Origin of the sequence: Clostridium sp. OM05-6BH (assembly GCF_003481635.1) — a bacterium.
In the GTDB taxonomy this organism is placed as follows: Bacteria; Bacillota; Clostridia; order Lachnospirales; family Lachnospiraceae; genus Butyribacter.
The window spans coordinates 58,858-79,896 of the sequence record NZ_QULH01000004.1 but is presented as its reverse complement, the minus strand read 5'-3'; the positions used below and the strand labels follow the sequence as shown (position 1 = coordinate 79,896).

Genomic DNA, 21,039 nt, shown 5'->3' with positions numbered 1-21,039 from the left:
CCAATTATCTGAATATTCCACAGCCGACCGTGATCAGTCCTACGATTGCACAATAAACTGCAAATATTTTATATTTCTTTCCCTGTATCAAACGCATCATAATGCAGATTGACAAATATCCTACTATTGCGGAAATAACTGTCGCCACTGCACATGCCGGTACTGCTGACGCCTGCAGTGGAGCCTTAGCAACATCCTTTAACTCCAACACGACCGCGCCTAAAACAGCCGGGATCGACATAATAAAAGAATATTTCACAGCAAACTTCTTTTCAAAACCGCAAAGCAGACAAGCTGTAATCGTCGTTCCGGAACGCGACAGCCCCGGCATTGTTGCGATTCCCTGTGCAACACCGATCAATCCCGCATTGACATACGACGCCTCTCTTGGTCGTTTTGTTCCTTCATCGGCATAATCTGCAATAACCAAAAATACAGAAGTGATCAACAGACAGATGCCCGGAACGACCAACATAGTTCCTGCAAGTTCCACCGTATCCTTAAATAAGATGCCGATCACGCCTGTCGGAATCGTAGACACGATCACTAACATAACAAACTTTCGATAAGCTGTACGAACAATTTTGTGATAATGACGCTCATTCCCACGAAATCCTGAGAACCAAATTCCGATATTTGCAAATACGTCTCCTACAATATGTAATCCTTCCACGATCATCTTCAAAATATCATGTCGGAATGCTACAAAAATAGCAAATAATGTTCCAAAATGCAGCATAACATCAAAGAAAAGGCCACCGCCCTCTAAGTCTATGTGCATGATCTCTTTCAAAATAACCAAATGCCCGGAACTGCTTATTGGTAAAAACTCTGCAAGTCCCTGAACAATACCTAATATAATCCCCTTCCAAACTGGCATATCCATCCTCATTTCTGTACGCAATCTTTACAGCTTCCCCCCGCGCTCTGCGCACCTGAACACAACGGGTTATGTAAACTACTATAATGAGCCGTCTTATAGCTCATTATAGCATACCCTCATATCAACTGCAAATGTCTGTTCTGTTTTTGGCAATGCGCTGCTGCAATTCCTGCAGTGCTTCATGAATACCGCCCACACATTGATACAAGCCTGCCTCTACCGCCTGCCTGCCGACCAAGATTGTGCCCAGATCTCTGCTCAATATGCCCGGAGTGATCATCCACTGTTCGATCGTATCCTCACTCACGTTAGAATGGGCGGCAATGAATCCGGTGATCCGTTCCTGTATCAAACGAAAATACTCATATGTCTGCGGCGCTCCAAGCACCATTCCGCTCATGCGTACCGGATGAATGATCACTGTCGCCGATGGGGCGATCACTGTGTAATCTGCCGCAACTGACAATGGCACTCCGATCGAATGGCTGTCTCCCACAACAAGCGCTACTGTTGGCTTGGATAAACCGGCGATCATCTCTGCCAACGCAAGTCCACAGGACACATCTCCACCTACCGTATTGATCAAAAATAATATGCCATCCAATTTGTCACTCTGCTCTAACGACGCCAAGATCGGGAGCATATGCTCATATTTTGTCGTTTTGGTCTGGCTGGAAGCCGATTCATGTCCTTCAATCTCTCCAATGATCGAGACCAGCTGCATTCTCACCCCCGTCTCTTCATTCACCAGCAAACGCATTCCATATTCTTTTAGTACCTCGTCCATCTGCACACACCTCACTTTTCTGTTTCATCTCTTGTAGTATGCGCCAAACAGATTTCTATTATACGGTTCTTGTGTTTATGTATCGATCCTGCGATAGATCATCGCTCCTAATATGCCAATTGCCGCACCTGCCAGAGTCCCGGCAACAAGAAGAACCGGCATATAATAAATAATTTTTGCAGTCTGCATCACGTATGCCGCAACCAAAAGCTGCCCGACATTGTGCATCACGCCGCCGGCAATGCTGATCCCATATATCGAAAACTTTTCTGTTTTTTTCAAAACAAACATAACTGCAAAACTAAGTAATCCCCCCGCAAAGCTATACAGCATCGTAGACAAACTACCAAAGGTGACCCCACATAGTACAATACGGCAGACAGCCACTCCGAATGCTATCCCACCACCGAACTGATACAACGCAAATAGTGTTACCACATTCGATAATCCAAGCTTAATTCCGGGAATACCTAATGATATAGGTATCAATGATTCCAAATAGCTAAGGACCATAGCAAGAGCCACTAACACTCCTACGCCTGCAATTTTATGAGATTTTGTATCCATCTTCGTTTCTCCTCAACTATAGAAAAAGGATTGCCATACGAACATCCTATGACAATCCTCACAATCTACTGCATAAATAAAAGATTATAACTGATCTTTTACATCTTTAATGCTGAAGCTGGTACGTCCCATCTTATCCTTACCTAAGCATACCACTTTTACATGATCTCCAAGGGTAAGAACATCCTCAACATGATTGATACGCTCATTTGCAATCTTAGAAATGTGAACCATTCCTTCTTTGCCCGGAGCGAACTCAACAAATGCACCGAACTCCTTGATGCTGACAACATCGCCCTCTAAGATCTGTCCCTCATAATAATCCGTTGTAATGATCTGGATCAAGCGAATTGCCTCCTGCATCATCGCTTCATCTTCGCCACAAACAGAAACGGAACCGTCATCTGTAATGTCGATCTTCACACCGGTACGCTCGATCAATGTATTGATCGTCTTACCGCGCTGACCAACAACATCGCCAATCTTCTGCGGATCGATCTGAATCTGAACGATCTTCGGAGCATATGTGCCCACTTTCTCACGAGGTGCACCGATTGCCGGAAGCATAACCTCATTCAAAATGTACATTCTTGCCTCACGTGTGCGGCGAATTGCCTCCTCAACGATCGGTCTTGTAAGTCCATGAATCTTAATATCCATCTGGATCGCTGTAATACCATCTTTGGTACCTGCCACCTTAAAGTCCATGTCACCGAAGAAATCCTCTAAGCCCTGAATATCTGTCAATACCAGATATTCATCGTCTGTATCACCGGTTACCAATCCACAGGAAATACCTGCAACCGGTTTCTTGATCGGTACACCTGCTGCCATCAATGACATTGTAGATGCACAAATACTTGCCTGAGAAGTTGATCCGTTGGATTCAAAAGTCTCAGAAACAGTACGGATCGCATATGGGAACTCTTCCTCACTTGGAAGTACCGGAACAAGAGCTCTCTCTGCCAATGCACCATGTCCGATCTCACGACGTCCAGGTCCGCGGCTAGGTTTTGTCTCACCAACAGAATAAGACGGGAAGTTATAATGATGCATATAACGCTTGCTTGTCTTATTTGGATCTAATCCATCAACACGCTGGCACTCAGAAAGCGGTGCAAGCGTTGTGATCGTACAGATCTGTGTCTGTCCACGTGTAAACATTGCAGAGCCATGTACTCTCGGTACAAGATCAACCTCTGCTGCAAGCGGACGGATCTGATCGATCGCACGTCCATCCGGACGTTTGTGATCTACTAAGATCATCTTACGAACTGTCTTCTTCTGATACTGATATACAGCCTCATCAAGGATCTCTAACCAATCCTCTTTATCCGCAAATGCCTCTGCTAACTTCTCAGTTACAAGACGAACATTTTCTTCTCTTGTCTGCTTATCGTCAGAAAATACTGCCTCTTCCATCTCTGCCGGAGGAACGATCTCTTTGATCGCTGCAAACATCTCCTCAGGGATCGCACAGCTTGTATACTCATGTTTTGGCTTGCCGATCTCAGCAACGATCTGATCAACAAACTGAATGATCGTCTGGTTTACTTCGTGACACTTATAGATCGCTTCGATCATCTTGTCCTCCGGAAGCTCATTCGCACCAGCTTCGATCATAATAACTTTTTCACGGGTAGAAGCTACGGTCAAACGCAGATCTCCGTTATCCCACTGCTCCTGATTTGGATTGACGATAAACTCACCATCCACAAGTCCCATCTGTGTTGTAGCACAAGGACCTGCAAAAGGAATATCAGAAATACTTGTTGCCACTGCAGAACCGATCATAGCAACTAACTCCGGACGACACTCCGGATCTACGGAAAGTACCAGATTGTTCAAAGAACAGTCATTGCGGTAATCCTTCGGGAACAACGGACGCATTGGTCTGTCGATAACACGTGCTGTAAGTACTGCATTCTCAGAAGCCTTACCTTCACGTTTGTTAAATCCTCCCGGAATCTTTCCAACGGAATACATCTTCTCTTCAAACTCTACAGACAATGGGAAAAAATCGATTCCCTCGCGTGGCTTATCGGATGCTGTAGCCGTACATAATACAGTTGTGTCTCCATAGTGCATCAATGCTGCACCGTTTGCCTGCTTAGCAACTCGTCCAATATCAATTGATAAAGTTCTGCCTGCAAGCTCCATTGAATAAGTCTTGTATGACATATATTAACCTCATTTCCGTGCTGTAAAATATACTCGGCACAAGGCAGGCACAGCACACTCCCTGTCTCGTCCGGATGCAGGCATAGCCGAAACAACTGAAAAAACGACCTGCTCAGATTATCTTTTCAGAAGTCTCGGAAACCGCCTGCACACTATCTGTATAATTATATCATGGAACCATATGATATGCAACAGCAAAAAACCGGTTGTGCAATCTATACACAACCGGCCGATACAAGCCATTACTTTGATTATTTTCTAAGACCAAGCTTCTCGATCAATGCACGATATCCTTCAAGATCTTTCTTCTGAAGATATGCAAGAAGATTACGTCTCTGACCGATCATCTTCAACATACCACGTCTGGAATGATGATCTTTCTTATTAACCTTTAAGTGCTCTGTCAACTCATGGATACGCTCTGTTAAGATAGCGATCTGTACTTCCGGTGAACCTGTATCCTCTGGAGTACGTCCATAAGTCTTGATGATTTCTGCTTTCTTCTCTTTACTGATCATAATAAAATCCTCCTATCAATTATTTTCTCCAATCACTAAGAAATGGACGGAGTGACCACTTTCTGAGTGACGGTATTAACAACTTTCACATATTAACACAAAACCGATTGCCTGTAAAGTGTTATCCGAAAAAATTTATTCCCTTTTCTGTCATAAGCGCATCCAATGCAACATCATGCTCCTGTGCTTCCATCCGCTGCACAAGTTGAAACGAAAATGCATAACCGATCTTGAGTACTCCTCCGGCATTCGGTTTACACAATCCATATTCCGCAAAGTAGCGGTCATAAAATCCGGCACCATACCCGACCCGGTAACCTCTTTCATCATAAGCAAGCCCCGGCACCAGCATAACTCCATCTTCTGCCCGAACCGGCTCCGCACCAGCCGGCTCTAATATCCCCATGGCGCCTCTGTGCAGATCGTTCATTGCCCTTACTTCATAAAAATGCATCCGATTTCCTTCCACGCGAGGCACTGCCACTGCTATTTCCGGCAGTTCTTTCCACACTCTCTGCAATAACTGAAGTGTATCGATCTCTGTACGGCAGGACACAAATGGATAGAACCGGCGAGGTCTCTTCTGACGTAAGAAAGCCATCATATGATCTGCTGCCTGCTGCTCTGCTGCATCTCTCTTATCCCCTGTTAGTTCGGCACGCATGGCACGCATTTGTCCACGAAGCTCTTCCTTGGTCAATTAATGTCCCCTCTTTCTCTCTTTCGCTGCCATTTCCTTACCAAGATCTCTTGTCGTTCCGTCCGGATTGACAATCGTTACATTGTTTAATTGCGCACGCAGATTATTTTTGACGGAGTCGATATACTCTTTGCGCAATTTCTGCTGTTCTGCCTTTTCTTCTGCCGTCAATCCTTCTGATTTTGATTTGTGATACAATTCGTTAATTCTTGCAATTTTCTTATCATCCATATTTTCCTACATTCCTTTCTATGATCTTTTGCTCTAAATATGCTGCACATATGTTGTTCAAACAGTAACTTCCGGTATGAGAAATTTCCGTTACTTCTTTTCTCCCAATTGCTGCAGAAGCTGTTCTGCCACTTTCAGCCCATCCATCGCCGCCGAAGTAATTCCTCCCGCATAACCGGCACCCTCACCGCATGGGTAAACCCCTTCATAATTTGCCTGCAGCGTATCATCCCGTATAATGCGGATTGGAGATGACGTTCTCGTCTCCACGCCGGATACGATCGCATCCACTCTTCCAAATCCATGGATACGTCTTTCAAACTGCGGAATGCTCTCCGCAATGGCATCGCCAATCTCTTTTGGTAAAATGCTTCGCACATTGGTAAGCGTATATTCCCCACACAGACACGGCGTCACTTCGCCAAGTGCTGTACTTTCCCGGTTCTGTAGAAAATCCCCTAATAGCTGTACCGGAATTCTTCCTTGCCCCTGCTCATAGGCGGCCTGTTCCAACCGACGTTGAAACTGCATACCGTCAAACAGCCCCTCGCCAAAATCTTCCGGTCCCACCGTTACGACAATGGCGCTGTTCGCATTGGCTCTGTCTCTGGCATATTCACTCATACCATTGACAACCAGCCTTCCACACTCCGAAGAGGCATTGACAACCTGTCCACCCGGACACATGCAAAAAGAATACACGCCTCTGCCATCCGATGTTGTATTGGTCAGTTTATATGAAGCCGGTGGAAGGATCTTAGCCGCCTCTCCATACTGCGATAAACCGATCATCTCCTGTGGATGTTCCATCCTCACGCCTACAGCAAATGCCTTAGGCTGCATAACAACGCCCTGTTCTTTAAGCTCTATAAACGTATCTCTTGCACTATGTCCTGTGGCAAGTATCACGGCCTCACACGCCATCTGCGAAATTCTGCCCGCCTGTTCATATTCCACGCCACAAATGCGGTCCCCCTGCAAGAGAAACCTCACAAAACGCGTGTCAAAATGCACCGTTGCGCCCAGCGCTAAGATCTCTTCCCGGATCGACCGTACTACCTCTCGAAGTTTATCGGTTCCGATATGCGGTTTCTGCATATACAAAATCTCTTCCGGTGCTCCATGCGCCACAAAACATTCCAGCACTTTTCGGTTTCTGCCGGAAGGATCCTTTACCATCGTATTGAGTTTGCCGTCTGAAAAGGTTCCGGCTCCGCCTTCCCCAAACTGCACATTACATTCCGGATCCAGCTCTCCTGTCTGCCAAAAATGATCCACCTTGCGCCTTCGCACATCGACATCGCTTCCCCGCTCCAAAATAACCGGTTTTAACCCGGCTCTCGCCAACTCTAATGCAGCAAATAAACCTGCCGGTCCCATGCCGACCACAACCGGAGCACTGATCGTATCTGCAAAAGTAACAACTTTCCTTTGCTTTGATGCTTTCACCAAAGTAACTTTCGATTGAAATGCTTTCTGCTGCAACAGCTTATGTTCGCCATCCAGACAAAGCGTCACGGTATAACTGAACACGATTGCATCCTTATGTCTCGCATCGATGGAACGCCGTTTCACCGTCAAATCCCGCAATTGTGATTCTTTGCGGTGCAATAACTTTGCCGCCGCCTTGCATACCAATGCATATTCAGACTCCGTCAATATACCACGACGAAGTGCTTCGGCAGGCACCTCCTGTTGTACCTTGGCCAACGGTACTTTTATCTGTGTGATCTGTATCATGATCTACTCCTTATCTTTGTTTTTAATGCACACGCCGCACTCTGCCCTGCCAAATGTCCACTAGACCAAGCCCACTGCAGATTGTAGCCGCCACAGATCCCATCAACATCCGCCAGTTCTCCGGTAACATATATTCCCGGATACTTGATCAGTTCCAAAGTGTCAGCCTGCAGTTCGCTTAAAGCCACGCCTCCGGTTGTAACCTGCGCCTTGTCGAAATCACTCACCTTCCGGATATGTAATTTTTTGCCTTTGATCTGATCTGCCAGATCGTTTCGCCATCTGTCCTCCTGCAATATTTCAGCCCCGTCTCCAGGGCTCTTATGCAATGCCTGCAACAATGCTTTCGCTAATTTATCCGGAAGCATACCGTCCAAAACATCCCCCAGACTTCTTCCAACTCCATAGGTCTTAACCCGGCGCAACAGTTCTTCCATAACCTGTTCTTTGGTATGATCCGGCATAACATCAAGTTTTAAATAAGGTTCTTTTCCTTGATACAAGAGGCGGGAAACTCTTCCGCTGATCTGAAATACCGGAATACCGGAAATCCCTTTGGCAACCATCTGTATCTCTCCAATATCTTCTGCCAGTCTGCTGCCCTCACACCACAGCTCTACCTGTCCCATAATTCGGACACCACTCCATAATTTACAGCAGGCATCATCGAGTTCGATCGATGTCAATGCCGGCAATGGCGGTACGATCGCCACTCCAAGTTCCTGCAACATACGATAACCATCTCCGGTCGTACCCTGTGCAGGAGCCGCACTGCCGCCAACTGCTAATATCAGTTTACGTACAAGATATTTATCGCGGTCCGTCTGTACTTCATAACCGGTAATATTCTGACCGGACAGATCCTTTCTCGGAATGATCCGCTGCAACGTTTCGTCACAATGAACCTCCACCTTATACCGATCCATCTCGCGCTCTAACATAGCTCGTACCGAAGCCGCCTGCCCGGATAACGGATAATAATAACCATCACGTTCTTTTGACATCACACCGCTTTCCCAAAAATAATCAATGACTTTTTGGTGATCAAACCGCTGTAGCACCATTTGAACTAACATATCATCACTGCTGTGATAACAGGATATTTCCTGATTTCGATTCGTAAAATTGCAGCGTCCGTTCCCGGTCGCTAAAATCTTTTTACCCGGTTTATTTTTCTTTTCGATCACGGTAACATTAGCGCCCAGCTTTGCAGCCTCAATCGCTGCAACCATTCCGGACGCACCGCCTCCCGCCACAAGTACAGGTATGCTTCGCATCTTCATCCTCCCTGTTCCTTTTATTACTGCTCTTATGAAGAATAATTTTCCAATAAGCCATATAAGGCATCTTCATCTTTTACTTCAATGCCATTTTTTAATGACATCTGCTCCTCTTTCGACAAAGTATCCGTAGATATTCCGGTATATTCATAAACCGTCTTCTGGTCACCATAATAGACAACCACTTCTCCATCTACTGCGATCAAATAATAACGATATTTTACTTTTGAAGGATCATAAATTTTTCGCACAATGATCCGATCTTTCGAAAATGTTGTGATCCCTATACTTTGCAAACCATTTAAGAACTCCTCCACCGGAAGATTCTGCATGTACTTTTTGAAATAGCCATCTGCTTCTTCCCTGTTAAAACCAACTAATTCCTCCGGAATCGTTTCGTATTCTGTCGTGGTCTGGTCTTTCACTTTGTCGTAATTTTCAATCTGATACACCGTATTAACCGATAACATTTCCTCTGTGTTTGCCACCGGAAGCCCCTCTGACAGATCTTCGAATTTGACCTCGACCTGTTTAGAAACTTCTTTTTGTACGGCTCCGGCAATCTCCTCACGATATGACCGGCTAAGCTGCGTATACTTTCCCATCGCTGCACGATAACAATAATAATTCATTAACACAACGACTGTCAATGCTCCAAATGCCGCACTCCAATATAAAAATCTGCGTTTTCTCATTCTTGTTTCCTCCTTACTAAGCATCCACACTTAGATCACTGCCCTGTTTGGACCGTATTAGATGTCTTAGTACCATTTTCCCACGAAACAAGAAAGATATACCCTTATCCCGACATAACTACCAATTCAACGCTCTATAGTTAAAATTGCCACAAATTTCTGTCTGCTCAATATAATGGCAACCGGTTACCTGCCACCTTAATGGGACGACACCCAATTGCCAGATTTCAAAAATAAAGCAACGCGCTCGTTGGCATCGTCTACTATCTTCTCATCATACCCAAGCATTTTTAGCAACCGGATCGCATTTCTTGTGCAGGCACGACCTTCACGCAAGCAATAATCAAACGTCACTTTATCATCTTCCACCTGTTCTTCAAAGTGATAATTATCGTATTCTTTCTCTAATAAATACGTCAGTTCAATATCATGCGTGGCTGCAAAACATAATCCGCCCTGTTCTGCTATTGCCTGCAAGATCCGGCTGGAAGCAGCGATTCTTTCGACTGTATTGGTTCCTCGAAGTACCTCATCGATAAAGCAAAGCACCGGCAGTTCCGACGATCTTGTCAGATCTAAGATTCGTTTTAACGATCTGATCTCCACAATATAATAACTTTCCTGACTTAATATATCATCTCGCAGCGCCATGGACGAGGCGATACAAAACCACGAAGCCTGATAATTCTCCGCTAAAACCGTATGCAATGTCTGCGCTAAGATCGCATTGAGTGCTACTGTCTTGATAAATGTTGATTTTCCCGATGCATTCGATCCCGTCAATAACACACTGCGCTCTGCCGTAATAGAATTTCTGACTCCCTCCGGGATCAACGGATGGTACATTTCAGTTACCGCAAACTTTCCATTTGCCTGATGTGACAACTGCGGTACACAATATTCTCCATACATAATACGGCAAGATGCCGTCGATAACATCGTATCTAAATATCCTATCGTATCATACATGATTCGCAGCTGCTGCTCGTATTTTTTTGCCTCACGGATCATTGTCGACATTTTGACCAGATCTACATGGAACAAAATTCTTATATAGTCCATCAACGAATCCATAATATCTCCGGACATCCCGCTTCCACCATTCACCAAAAAACAGAAACGTCTGTATTTTCCAAAACAGGATGTCTGCTTTTTTAGCTGATCCTGATACTTTTCAAGACCCGGAATCGTCTTCCTCGCAACGCCCTCGCATTGCTCTACCATATGCAGTATAAACGTAAACAGCCGTATATAACTGTCCACCTTTGCCTTAGCCTGATAATACGATATAATATTTCCACCCATGATCGCAATACTGGCGATCACCATAAATTCCGGTGCAAAGGCACAGCCTATAAGAGCGCCGACCAGACAGACACCTGCCAATATATGAGGCAGTGCCCCGATCGGTTTCATATCCTGTATTAATTCCAAATGATCATACACGGACATTCGTTCTAATTTGCCGATCTCTGCAAGCGCCTCCTGTAAATACATGCGTTCCTGTGTATTCTCCAACAGATATGTGATCACTCGCTCGCGTTCTTCCATTTCTGCATCTGAAGCAATCGGATGACGGAGTGCTGCATACAAATATTCTTCTCCGATCGAAGTCCGTGTATGATTCCATACCTGATACACTTCATCCATATCCAGATCATTCCAGGTAATATCGTCCACAAATTCATGCTTTTGGCTTTCCTCCGCCTTTTTTTCTAACACCTTATAATAGCTGACAATAGCATTCCACTGTTCCTCCGAATAATTACGGTCTGCAGATTTTCCCCATGAGTTGATCAGAAACTCTCTCATCCGCTTCTTTCTCGCCTTTTCATCACAGACCATTTTGATCCCGATAAGCACCAAAATTACTACTACTGCGATAATGATCTTAATTCCTATGTCCATTTTGAAACCTCCACATGTAATTACGAAAGAAAAAGAGAGTTTATTGCAACTCTCTCTTTCCAATTAGAATTATTGTATGATGCAGGCACTAAGCTACCCGTTATACATAAGATAACTCTACGCCGGGACATCATTTTTATAAAACACGGCCGATCTTGATCGGCTTGCGATAATAAGCACTGGAAATCTTAATTCCATCGCTCGGGTTACTTGCATGAATGATCTGACCGTTTCCAATATAGATTGCTACATGGCTGACATGTCCACTTCCATAGAAGAACAGATCTCCCGGTCTTTCGCTTCCTTGTGATACGCTTCTAGTCGCAGATGCCTGTGCACCGGACGTACGTGGCAGTGAATGACCAAAGCGCTGGAATACACGCATCGTAAAGCCGGAGCAATCTGTTCCGCTCGTAAGGCTTGTACCACCATATACATAACGATTGCCCAAGAACTGCATTGCATAGGAGATCAAGGAAGATGCTCCTGAAGAGCTTCCACTGTCTCTATCCTGTGATCGACTGCCGCCCTTTTTGCCGGACTTTTTACTCTGACCTACTTCTTTGATCGAAACGGCACGATTCAGATTGTAAGTCATCTTAATAAAATCTTTCGATACAAATGCTCTGTCGTCATCAATAGCGATCATAACCCAATTATTCAGGTCAGCATACATTTTCTCTTTGTCAATCCCCTTTAGCTGAGACTTCTTCACATTTTTGCGGATATATTCATCCAGCCAGCCTTTGGTTAATTTCTCTCTGGTAATCTTATAATCTTCATCTGCTGAAATCTGGTCAAATACGTTTGCCTTCGTTGACGGCAGATAACGTACATTTAACGTTTCAGTTGTAACCGTTGCACGCAATGTTGCTACTTTCTGAGCCTTTGCCTCCGCTTTCTCATCCGTGATCAGATAACTGGCTTTGACAAAACCTCTCACACCACCGGATACGATCTTAGCCCATCCTTTTTTGATCTTGTATACATGACAACCGGAATTATTTGTCATCTTTCCGACTATTTTAGCATTCTCACTTGGTCTTTTACGTACATTCACATAATTCTTGACCTGTACCACGCCCAAACGATCATACACAAGATTCAGCTTGATCTTCTTCGGCGCAGGTGTTGCTGTCGGTGCAGGTGTTGCTGTCACCGTCGCCTGTACTGTCGTACTCTGTGCAGACTGACCGGAAGTGCCGGTCTGCTGTACAACAGCGTTAGTCTGTGTCACACCCTCAGCCTTGTCCTGCTCCGGTACCTTAGTAAGTGCTTCTGACGCCTCCTCAAGTTCCATATCCTGCAGAGCATCTTCGCAATATTTATCAAAAGATACCGCTAATCCTGCCAATGGCTTTTCCGTCTGTGTGCTCCAATCATTACCTGCTGAAACGACATGTCCCAGACAGATGACACCCAAGGATGCAACTGCCATTCCGATCACTACATGTAATTTATTCTTATCCATGTTATCCTCCATATTCTCATGATCCTGTCTGCAACAAACACACAGGATCCTTATTTCTCCATCGACCGCCTGCAACGCAGACGGTCGTAGAAAGTATTTCTGTTATTTATTTTGTATAATTGTTACAAATATATTACGAAGTATAACAAACTGTTAAGAAATTGTCAAATAATGATGCACACCAGTCCGCCATTTCCATCATTGACCACTTTTTGAATGGTTTCCTGCAATTTGATACGACTCTCATCTCCCAGTCGATCCACTTTCGTATCCATCCCCTCTTCAACCAATTGACGGACGGTTTTTCCAAAGATATTGGTATCCCATATACCTTTTTCATCATCTTCCCCATGCTGATCTGCAATGTAGGCAATCAAGTCATTGGCCTGTTCCTGCGTACCAACGATCGGGGCTATCTCTGTCTCGATATTGGCCTGTATCAAATGAATAGATGGGCTGACAGCTCGAAGTTTCACACCATACTTACTGCCGTGCTTGATCAGTTCCGGTTGATCGATCTCAATCTCATCTACCGATGGCGTCACAACGCCGTACCCCTTACGGTGTACTTCCTCCCACGCATTTTTCAGTTTGTCGATCTCTGCATGATTGTCAGCATATTCTCGCAGCAAATGGATCAGTTGATACTCGTCATCTATCTGTGTCCCGACCAATTCACTAAGTATCTGATAATATCTTCCATCATCAAATAATGTGTCGATCCGGACTTCTCCGTTTTCCATACCGATCCGGCCAATCCGAAACCCCTTGATCGCATCACTGGTGATCGCCAGATTGGCGGCTGTCACATCACACAGTCTGCTGATCCCACCCAAAATCATACGAACTTTTTGCACCAGTTCCTGCTTTAGCCAATGATCCTGTGGCAGCATCTCTACCCATTTCGGCAAATGGAAGGCTAGTTGGCGTACCGGAAAAGAAGACAGGATTTTTTCTAAAATTGCAAGAACGTCCTCCCGGCGAAGCTGGTTACAATTGACAGCCATAGCGACCGCATGATATGTCTGCTCCAGTTTTTCCACCAATGCTGCGGTCTCTGAACCATAAGGTTTTGCCGAATTTACAAGTACCACAAATGGTTTTCCTATCGCTGTCAACTCCTGGATCGTTCGTTTCTCCGGATCTTCAAATGCCTCTCTTGGCAAATCTCCAAAAGAGCCGTCAGTTGTCACAACGATTCCAATCGTTGAATGATCATGAATCACTTTTCTTGTGCCAAATTCGGCAGCCTGTGTAAAAGGCATTGGACTTTCTGACCAAGGAGTCATAACCATTCTTTCATTTTGTTCCTCGTAAAGTCCCTCTGCTCCCTTAACTATGTAACCGACGCAATCGATCAAGCGGATCTTAACTTCATTTTCTCCAAACAGTTTAACATTTGCCGCCTCTTTGGGAATAAATTTCGGCTCCGTTGTCATGATCGTTTTGCCGGCAGCCGACTGTGGGAGTTCATCTACAGCACGTTGTCTTTCGTGTTCCTGTTCCATCTCCGGCAAGACCAATAATTCCATAAAACGTTTGATAAAGGTCGATTTACCGGTTCGCACCGGTCCGCAGATTCCCAGATAAAACTCTCCTCCTGTGCGTTCAGCAAGATCTTTATATACTTGAAATTCACTCATCAGGCATTCCCCTTCCATAATATATGCCATGCTACTCTAAGGTTTCTACCACAATCTATGCACCGGCATAACAGAATATGACAAAAAAGCAAAGTCAGCGCTTTGCAAGAATTGTTAAAGCAATTCTTGATGGCATCACGCTACACAACAGCAATTTCCTATCATTCAAAAAAGACAGTGCATTCATACACTGCCTTTCATACTGTTATCCATATATGTTTATATCTTCAAAGAACCAGCCAATGCTGAAAGTTGCTGTATCTCTTTCAAAATAGTGTTCTGATTTGCCACAAAAAACAAACTCACGATGATCAGGCAAACCGAAATAAGTAATCCAAGGATCGAGCATACTAGCCCGGCAATTGCCATCCCGGTACCCGCCTTTTGCTTTGCCAGTACATAACCGGATAATCCCAATCCTACAACGGCCAGGAGCAATGTGATATACTGCGAGCAACAACATAACACGATCGATAAAATACCACAGATCATTCCGGCTACTGCCATTCCCGGGTTTGGCTCCTCTGGCACATAATATCCCTCCTGCGGAGCTTTCGTGTAACCATTTTCTTCCATTATGACCCCTTTCCGCATTATTTCTGCATGGCACGATACTTCGCATAGCCCTTGGAATAATGCATTTTTTCATCCTTTGTCACAAACACCGCTTCAACATTGTCCAAAGAGTCGATCAATTCCATCCCTTTCTCCAAACCTAAGCCGAAACAAGTGGTAGACAATCCATCTCCATCTACAGATGCTTTTGAAAGTATTGTCACCGCCATCAACGTATTATCCACCGGGTAACCGGTAGACGGATCCAATATATGATGATAGAATTTTCCGTTCTGCTTAAAACATCTCTCATAAATACCGGAAGATACCACAGAGAGATCCTTCACTGCTACGGTATCAATTACTGCATCCCGATCTGAAAACGGTTGTCTGACTCCGATCCGAAACGCAGTTCCATCCGGTTTATTGCCCAAACATAATATATTTCCACCCAGATCGATCAATCCTGATGTCACACCATCCTGACGCAACAGATCTTTTAAGCGGTCTGCTATATATCCTTTGGCGATCCCTCCAAATTCAATGCCGGTGCCGGGCACCGAAAACGATAATCGATCATTATGCAAACGAATATGCTCATCTCCCACATAGGTCAGCGCCTTGCGAATCTCCGCGTCCTGTGGCACAGTTGGCTGATCTGTCGAAAAATCCCATAAGCTGCTAACAGGCTCTATTCCCATCGTAAAACATCCTTTAGACAGTTTACCATATTTGAACGAATAATTCACCAGTTTTTGCAGCATATCATTTACCTGAAAAGATATGCTTCCATCGGAACTAACATGGCAAGCAAGCTCTGTATACGCTTCCGGCAATGCCTGCTTCAGTTTTGTCTCATACTCTGTTCTCTGCTGTTTAGACAACATGATCGTTTGTCCTTTTTGCAAAGACTGACACAATTTGCCCGGAAGAAGCTCCTCATACTTCTTTGACAAAGCATTGATCCGGTACACAGTACTGGTTTCCTTCGTCCGACTGATCACATTTTCGTAGGAACTACATTCCGACACACACTTTTGCAATGTCTTTTTCGTGCCGCCTTGATAGATTGTGATCTGATAGGTCGTATCAAACGCAAATCCTTGTATATTCTTGGTCTCATTCTGCTGCTTCCGTGGCAAATGACCACTCCCGATCAGATACACTATAACTCCGGCTATTATAAAAATAGCTAACGTATTTATCAATCGTCTTTTATTCCAAGTCTGCATATTGCTCTGCCAATTCCTTTTCCTCTTCTGATAACTGTGCCTGCATTAACATATCCGGACGCCGCTTAGCTGTCCGAATGACCGACTCACGTCGATACCATTCCTGCAATTTCTTATGATGGCCCGACAGTAACACCTCTGGAACCGCTTCATCTCTCCATATTGCCGGTCTTGTATACTGTGGGTATTCTAACAACCCTTCCGAGAAAGATTCTGTTTCTGCCGACATATCATTGTTTAGTACACCCGGAACCAATCTGGAAATCGTATCCATCATCACTAATGCCGGAAGTTCCCCACCGGTTAATACGTAATCTCCAATGGAAACATAATCTGTAACGATTCGTTCCAACACGCGTTCGTCTATCCCTTCATAATGACCACACAGAAAGATCAGATCTTCCTCTTTGGCATACTCTTTTGCCATCTGCTGATCAAAGACCTTTCCCTGCGGTGTCAGATAGATCACCTTCGCAGCTGCTGATCCGCCCTGCTCCCGGATCCTTGTCATAATATCCTCATAACAGCGGTATACCGGTTCTGCCTGCATAACCATTCCTGCGCCCCCACCGTATGGATAATCATCTACTCTGTTGTGTTTATTATCCGCAAAATCTCGAATATTGACAGCTTCCAGCGCCAAATAGCCTGCTTTTAATGCTCTGCCGGTAATGCTCTCTGACATCGCATTGGTGATCATATCCGGAAATAATGTCATTACATGATAATTCATATTTGTTTTTTACACTAATCCTTTCATAATATGTACCGTTACGATCCCAGCGGAGACATCGACGTTTTTAACACATTCCGGTATAACAGGAAGCAGTACTTCTTTCCCCTCGTGTTCGACAACGTATACAAGATTAGCTCCTGTTTCCAGGACATCTTTCAAAATGCCAAAATCTTCTCCATCTTCCGTAACAACCTTGGCGTCTATAATGTCTGCCAGATAATATTCTCCCTCTTCCAATGGGATTGCATTTTCACGCGTGACATATAGATCGTGGCCTTTGTATTGTTCAATATCATTAATATTATCAATCCCTTTGAACTTCACGATCACGAGATTCTTAAAAAATCGTGTCGATGCAATTTCTAAGGTCTTATATTCTTTTCCGGTATCTAATAAAACTTCTTTTAATTTTTTGTAACGTGTCACATCATCTGTCGTAGGATACACTTTGACTTCCCCACGAATACCATGTGTATTAGCGATTACGCCAACGCGAAACATATCTTCCATTTTTATCCTCCAATAAAAAAGCAAAGCCAGCACTTTACTTTGCAAGAATTGCTAAAGCAATTCTTGGTGGCATAGCACCACATTGTGAGCAGGTTCCTATAAGGATTAGGGTGTCAAAAGTCCATTTTCATGACAGAGATATTTTTTTGAAGATTTGCGCTACAATATCTTGAGGCGATGCGGCGCATCGTTGATAGATATTGTGGTCAAAGATTCGAGAAAATAGCCCGTCAGGGAAATTCAGACCTTTTGACACCCTAATCCTATAAAGAAACAAACGCCCATAGCATAAGCTACAGGCGTAAACAGTCAGTTTACTGACCAATTTCCACGATAACCTTTTTGTCTGTCTTAGAAGCGGCAGCCTTGACAACAGCACGTATTGCCTTAGCAATACGTCCCTGCTTTCCAATAACTTTGCCCATATCTTCTTGAGCTACTTTGAGCTCTAACAGAATCTCGTTATCTTTCTCAGTCTCCTGAACGGTGACCTCTTCAGGGTGGTCAACAAGGGACTGTGCAAGAACTTCTACCAATTCTCTCATACCTGAAACCTCCCCGTGTACAAGAATTACTCTGTGATTCCAGCCTGCTTCAAAAGCTTGCCTACTGTCTCAGTTGGCTTAGCACCATTTGCTAACCACTTCTTTGCTGCTTCCTCATCAAACTTGAATACACTAGGGTCCTGATTAGGATCGTAAGTACCAATCTCCTCGATGAACTTTCCATCTCTTGGAGAACGGGAATCAGCTACAACTACTCTATAGAAAGGTGCTTTCTTCTTACCCATTCTTCTTAATCTGATCTTTACTGCCACGATTTTCACCTCCTTAAATCTGCGTTTATATCGTTAAAAGCCAAACGGCAACTTTGGCATGCCTCCACGACGACGTTTGCCTTTACCGCCCATCATACCGGACATCTGCTTCATCATCTTTTTGGATTGCTCAAACTGCTTGATCAGCTTATTAACTTCTGAAATATCAACTCCTGCGCCTTTCGCAATACGACGTTTGCGTGACGGATTGATGATAGCGGGATTACCACGCTCTTCGCGAGTCATTGAATATATGATCGCCTCTGTGCTCTTAAACACATCATCATCTATATTCAGATCAGCCGGAAGCCCCATACCGGGCAGCATACTCAAAATACTTTGAATACCACCCATCTTCTTCATCTGGGCTAACTGATCCAGGAAATCATTGAAATCAAATTCCGCTTTACGGAATTTTTTCTCCATCTCTTTGGCTTTATCCTGATCGATCTCAGCCTCTGCCTTCTCAATCAAGGTTAGCACATCACCCATTCCCAATATACGCGATGCCATACGATCCGGATGAAACTGTTCCAGATCCGAAAGCTTCTCGCCCATACCAACAAATAGGATTGGACACCCGGTAACTGCCTTGATAGAAAGTGCAGCACCACCTCGCGTGTCACCATCTAACTTCGTCAGGATCACACCATCAATACCGATCTTTTCATTAAACGTAGAAGCTACATTTACCGCATCCTGACCGGTCATCGCATCAACGACCAGAATCTTCTGATCTATGGCAACACCTGCTTGAATCTCCTGCAGCTCGGCCATCATATCCTCATCCACATGAAGTCGACCCGCTGTATCCAAGATCACCACATTCAATCCATTCTTAGATGCATGCTCCATCGCTGCTTTCGCAATATCAACCGGTTTATGATTTGTCCCCATGGCAAAAACTTCCACATCCTGTTTCTCACCATTGATCTTTAACTGGTCGATCGCAGCCGGACGATACACATCACATGCTACAAGCAAAGGCTTTCTGCCTTTTTTCTTAAGCTTTCCGGCTATCTTCGCCGTTGTTGTCGTCTTACCGGCACCTTGCAGACCACACATCAGCAGTACTGTTATTTCATTGGAGGGCCGGAGTGCGATCTCTGTCGTCTCGCTTCCCATCAATGCGACAAGCTCCTCATTTACCAGCTTCACGACCATCTGGCCCGGTGTCAAGCTGTTTAGAACATCTTGTCCAACTGCGCGTTCCTGCACTTTTTTCACAAAGTTCTTAACAACCTTGAAGTTTACATCAGCTTCTAACAAAGCCATCTTGACTTCCTTAAGTGCTGCCTTTACATCCTCCTCGGTCAAACGACCTTTGCTTCGAAGGTTTTTAAAAACATTTTGTAATTTTTCTGTCAAATCGAATGCCATAAATAACCTCCTCTTTGTCAAACACAAGTCATAGTATAACGAACCAGAAAAACTTTGTCAAGCATTTTTCTTGACAAAGTTTTTCTAAAGTTAAAATCTATTATCATTGTCCGGCGACACAAATACTGCTATTATCGATACGTATAATAGTACTTTCCGGTTGACTTCGGATAAGAGGCATTACGCAGATCCTGTGTTTTTTTTATTTTCAGCTTGGATTTCTTGATCTTAAAGGTATATGCCTTAGATTTACCGGATTTCAAATTGATCGTTAATTTCTTAGCTGAATATACGCCAATTTTCTTTCCTTTGCCGTTTTTTACCGTAATCTTAAAATTCTTCAAATATTTTGCCTTGTAACCACGGTTATTTAACATTCTGGCTTTTAAGACAAGGTTACCTTTCTTGTCATAAGACATCTTATATACATTCACACCAAAACTTCCTGCCGGCAATGCACTCACAGCAACTTTCCGTACCGTATATACATTATCTTTTACAATTACCTTGCAAGGAATCGTAAAACCGGTAGACGTCTTTACCGTGATCGTCGCTGTACCTTTCTTCTTAGCTGTCACCTTACCCTTGCTGTTCACTGCTGCAACCTTTGCGTTGCTGGACTTATAAGTAATCCTAGCACCACCTGCATTTAAGATCTTTATTTGATCCTTAAATCCCTTTGTGATCGTCAACGTCTTAGAGTCAATGGTTGGAGCCAACTTCGGTGTCGGTGTCGGCGTAGATGTCAGATCAGGCTGTCCAAGAACTGCATAAGCCAGCTGATCAACATCAAAAGTTACAGAAATGGTATATGTTCCCTGCGGCACATTCACTGCAAATGCAAATGCAGGATAACTTCCTGTTGAACTCCACTGGGAATCTGACTCCAAAAAAGTCTTTGGTCCATATACTGTCTCTCCCGCACTATTACGGAATGAATATGTTACATTACATTGCGTTGCTACAGCAATTGCAAACTGAGCCACGCCACTGCTCTGCATCGTAAATGTTGCCTCGATCGGCACTCCTGCCGTAGCTGCTCCGGATGCCTCTAACATATAGCTCTCATCAGTTGCCGCCGAAACGTCTTTCGTACTAAATGGTCCCATCCCTACAATAAGTGCTAATGCTAACAGTATTGCTAATACTCTTGATGTTTTTTTCATACTTCACCCTCCTATTCTTTTAAAACAATCATTTTCATA

The 21,039-nt window shown here is 44.2% G+C and carries 21 protein-coding genes; all 21 read right to left on the bottom strand.

The annotated features are described in order from the left end of the window. Positions 1-4: 4 nt before the first annotated feature. A complete protein-coding gene (locus DXB73_RS05570; protein ID WP_118690393.1) occupies positions 5-880 on the bottom strand; it encodes an undecaprenyl-diphosphate phosphatase in 876 nt (291 codons plus the stop codon). A 124-nt stretch (positions 881-1,004) separates the two neighbouring features. After that, positions 1,005-1,670 (bottom strand): ATP-dependent Clp protease proteolytic subunit, encoded by a 666-nt coding sequence (locus DXB73_RS05565; RefSeq protein ID WP_022025808.1) that lies wholly within the window; start codon positions 1,668-1,670, stop codon positions 1,005-1,007. 75 nt (positions 1,671-1,745) lie between these two features. Beyond that, positions 1,746-2,237, bottom strand: a complete 492-nt coding sequence (locus tag DXB73_RS05560) for a Gx transporter family protein (RefSeq protein WP_022025809.1) — start codon at positions 2,235-2,237, stop codon at positions 1,746-1,748. Positions 2,238-2,321: 84 nt separating this feature from the next. After that, positions 2,322-4,418, bottom strand: a complete 2,097-nt coding sequence (locus DXB73_RS05555; protein ID WP_118690392.1) for a polyribonucleotide nucleotidyltransferase — start codon at positions 4,416-4,418, stop codon at positions 2,322-2,324. A 251-nt stretch (positions 4,419-4,669) separates the two neighbouring features. Then, positions 4,670-4,936 (bottom strand): 30S ribosomal protein S15, encoded by a 267-nt coding sequence (rpsO, locus tag DXB73_RS05550; RefSeq protein ID WP_118690391.1) that lies wholly within the window; start codon positions 4,934-4,936, stop codon positions 4,670-4,672. 121 nt (positions 4,937-5,057) lie between these two features. Further along, on the bottom strand, positions 5,058-5,636 hold the full coding sequence (locus tag DXB73_RS05545) for a 5-formyltetrahydrofolate cyclo-ligase (protein WP_118690390.1): 579 nt from the start codon (positions 5,634-5,636) through the stop codon (positions 5,058-5,060). After that, positions 5,637-5,867 (bottom strand): DUF896 domain-containing protein, encoded by a 231-nt coding sequence (locus tag DXB73_RS05540; RefSeq protein ID WP_118690389.1) that lies wholly within the window; start codon positions 5,865-5,867, stop codon positions 5,637-5,639. Between the two features lie 90 nt (positions 5,868-5,957). Next, complete coding sequence (locus tag DXB73_RS05535; protein ID WP_118690388.1) at positions 5,958-7,607, bottom strand: FAD-dependent protein; 1,650 nt, start codon at positions 7,605-7,607, stop codon at positions 5,958-5,960. Next, positions 7,604-8,884: an aminoacetone oxidase family FAD-binding enzyme gene (locus tag DXB73_RS05530; protein WP_182448253.1), complete on the bottom strand. Its 1,281-nt coding sequence runs from the start codon at positions 8,882-8,884 to the stop codon at positions 7,604-7,606. The genes DXB73_RS05535 and DXB73_RS05530 overlap by 4 nt, the downstream gene beginning before the upstream one ends. Positions 8,885-8,916: 32 nt before the next feature. Next, positions 8,917-9,582 carry a BofC C-terminal domain-containing protein gene (locus DXB73_RS05525; RefSeq protein ID WP_182434094.1) on the bottom strand — a complete coding sequence of 222 codons (666 nt, stop codon included), beginning with the start codon at positions 9,580-9,582 and terminating at the stop codon, positions 8,917-8,919. A 198-nt stretch (positions 9,583-9,780) separates the two neighbouring features. Further along, entirely contained in the window at positions 9,781-11,490 is a 1,710-nt protein-coding gene (locus DXB73_RS05520) for a hypothetical protein (RefSeq protein ID WP_118690386.1), read from the bottom strand. A gap of 136 nt (positions 11,491-11,626) precedes the next feature. Next, entirely contained in the window at positions 11,627-12,961 is a 1,335-nt protein-coding gene (locus DXB73_RS05515) for an SH3 domain-containing C40 family peptidase (protein WP_182448254.1), read from the bottom strand. 164 nt (positions 12,962-13,125) lie between these two features. Continuing rightward, positions 13,126-14,604, bottom strand: coding sequence for a stage IV sporulation protein A (gene spoIVA / locus DXB73_RS05510; RefSeq protein ID WP_118690384.1), 1,479 nt, complete (start codon positions 14,602-14,604; stop codon positions 13,126-13,128). 219 nt (positions 14,605-14,823) lie between these two features. Then, positions 14,824-15,180: a DUF4190 domain-containing protein gene (locus DXB73_RS05505; RefSeq protein WP_118690383.1), complete on the bottom strand. Its 357-nt coding sequence runs from the start codon at positions 15,178-15,180 to the stop codon at positions 14,824-14,826. Between the two features lie 17 nt (positions 15,181-15,197). Next, entirely contained in the window at positions 15,198-16,391 is a 1,194-nt protein-coding gene (locus DXB73_RS05500) for an FAD:protein FMN transferase (protein WP_118690382.1), read from the bottom strand. Further along, complete coding sequence (gene trmD / locus DXB73_RS05495; RefSeq protein ID WP_022025758.1) at positions 16,375-17,124, bottom strand: tRNA (guanosine(37)-N1)-methyltransferase TrmD; 750 nt, start codon at positions 17,122-17,124, stop codon at positions 16,375-16,377. Before trmD ends, DXB73_RS05500 begins: the two co-directional genes overlap by 17 nt. A 9-nt stretch (positions 17,125-17,133) precedes the next feature. Beyond that, positions 17,134-17,637, bottom strand: coding sequence for a ribosome maturation factor RimM (rimM, locus tag DXB73_RS05490; RefSeq protein WP_118690381.1), 504 nt, complete (start codon positions 17,635-17,637; stop codon positions 17,134-17,136). A gap of 314 nt (positions 17,638-17,951) precedes the next feature. Continuing rightward, positions 17,952-18,182, bottom strand: coding sequence for a KH domain-containing protein (locus DXB73_RS05485; protein ID WP_022025756.1), 231 nt, complete (start codon positions 18,180-18,182; stop codon positions 17,952-17,954). A 26-nt stretch (positions 18,183-18,208) separates the two neighbouring features. Beyond that, positions 18,209-18,454, bottom strand: coding sequence for a 30S ribosomal protein S16 (gene rpsP, locus DXB73_RS05480; RefSeq protein WP_022025755.1), 246 nt, complete (start codon positions 18,452-18,454; stop codon positions 18,209-18,211). A 33-nt stretch (positions 18,455-18,487) separates the two neighbouring features. Then, complete coding sequence (ffh, locus tag DXB73_RS05475) at positions 18,488-19,834, bottom strand: signal recognition particle protein (RefSeq protein ID WP_118690380.1); 1,347 nt, start codon at positions 19,832-19,834, stop codon at positions 18,488-18,490. Between the two features lie 131 nt (positions 19,835-19,965). Beyond that, on the bottom strand, positions 19,966-21,000 hold the full coding sequence (locus DXB73_RS05470; RefSeq protein ID WP_118690379.1) for an Ig-like domain-containing protein: 1,035 nt from the start codon (positions 20,998-21,000) through the stop codon (positions 19,966-19,968). Between the last annotated feature and the right edge of the window lie 39 nt (positions 21,001-21,039).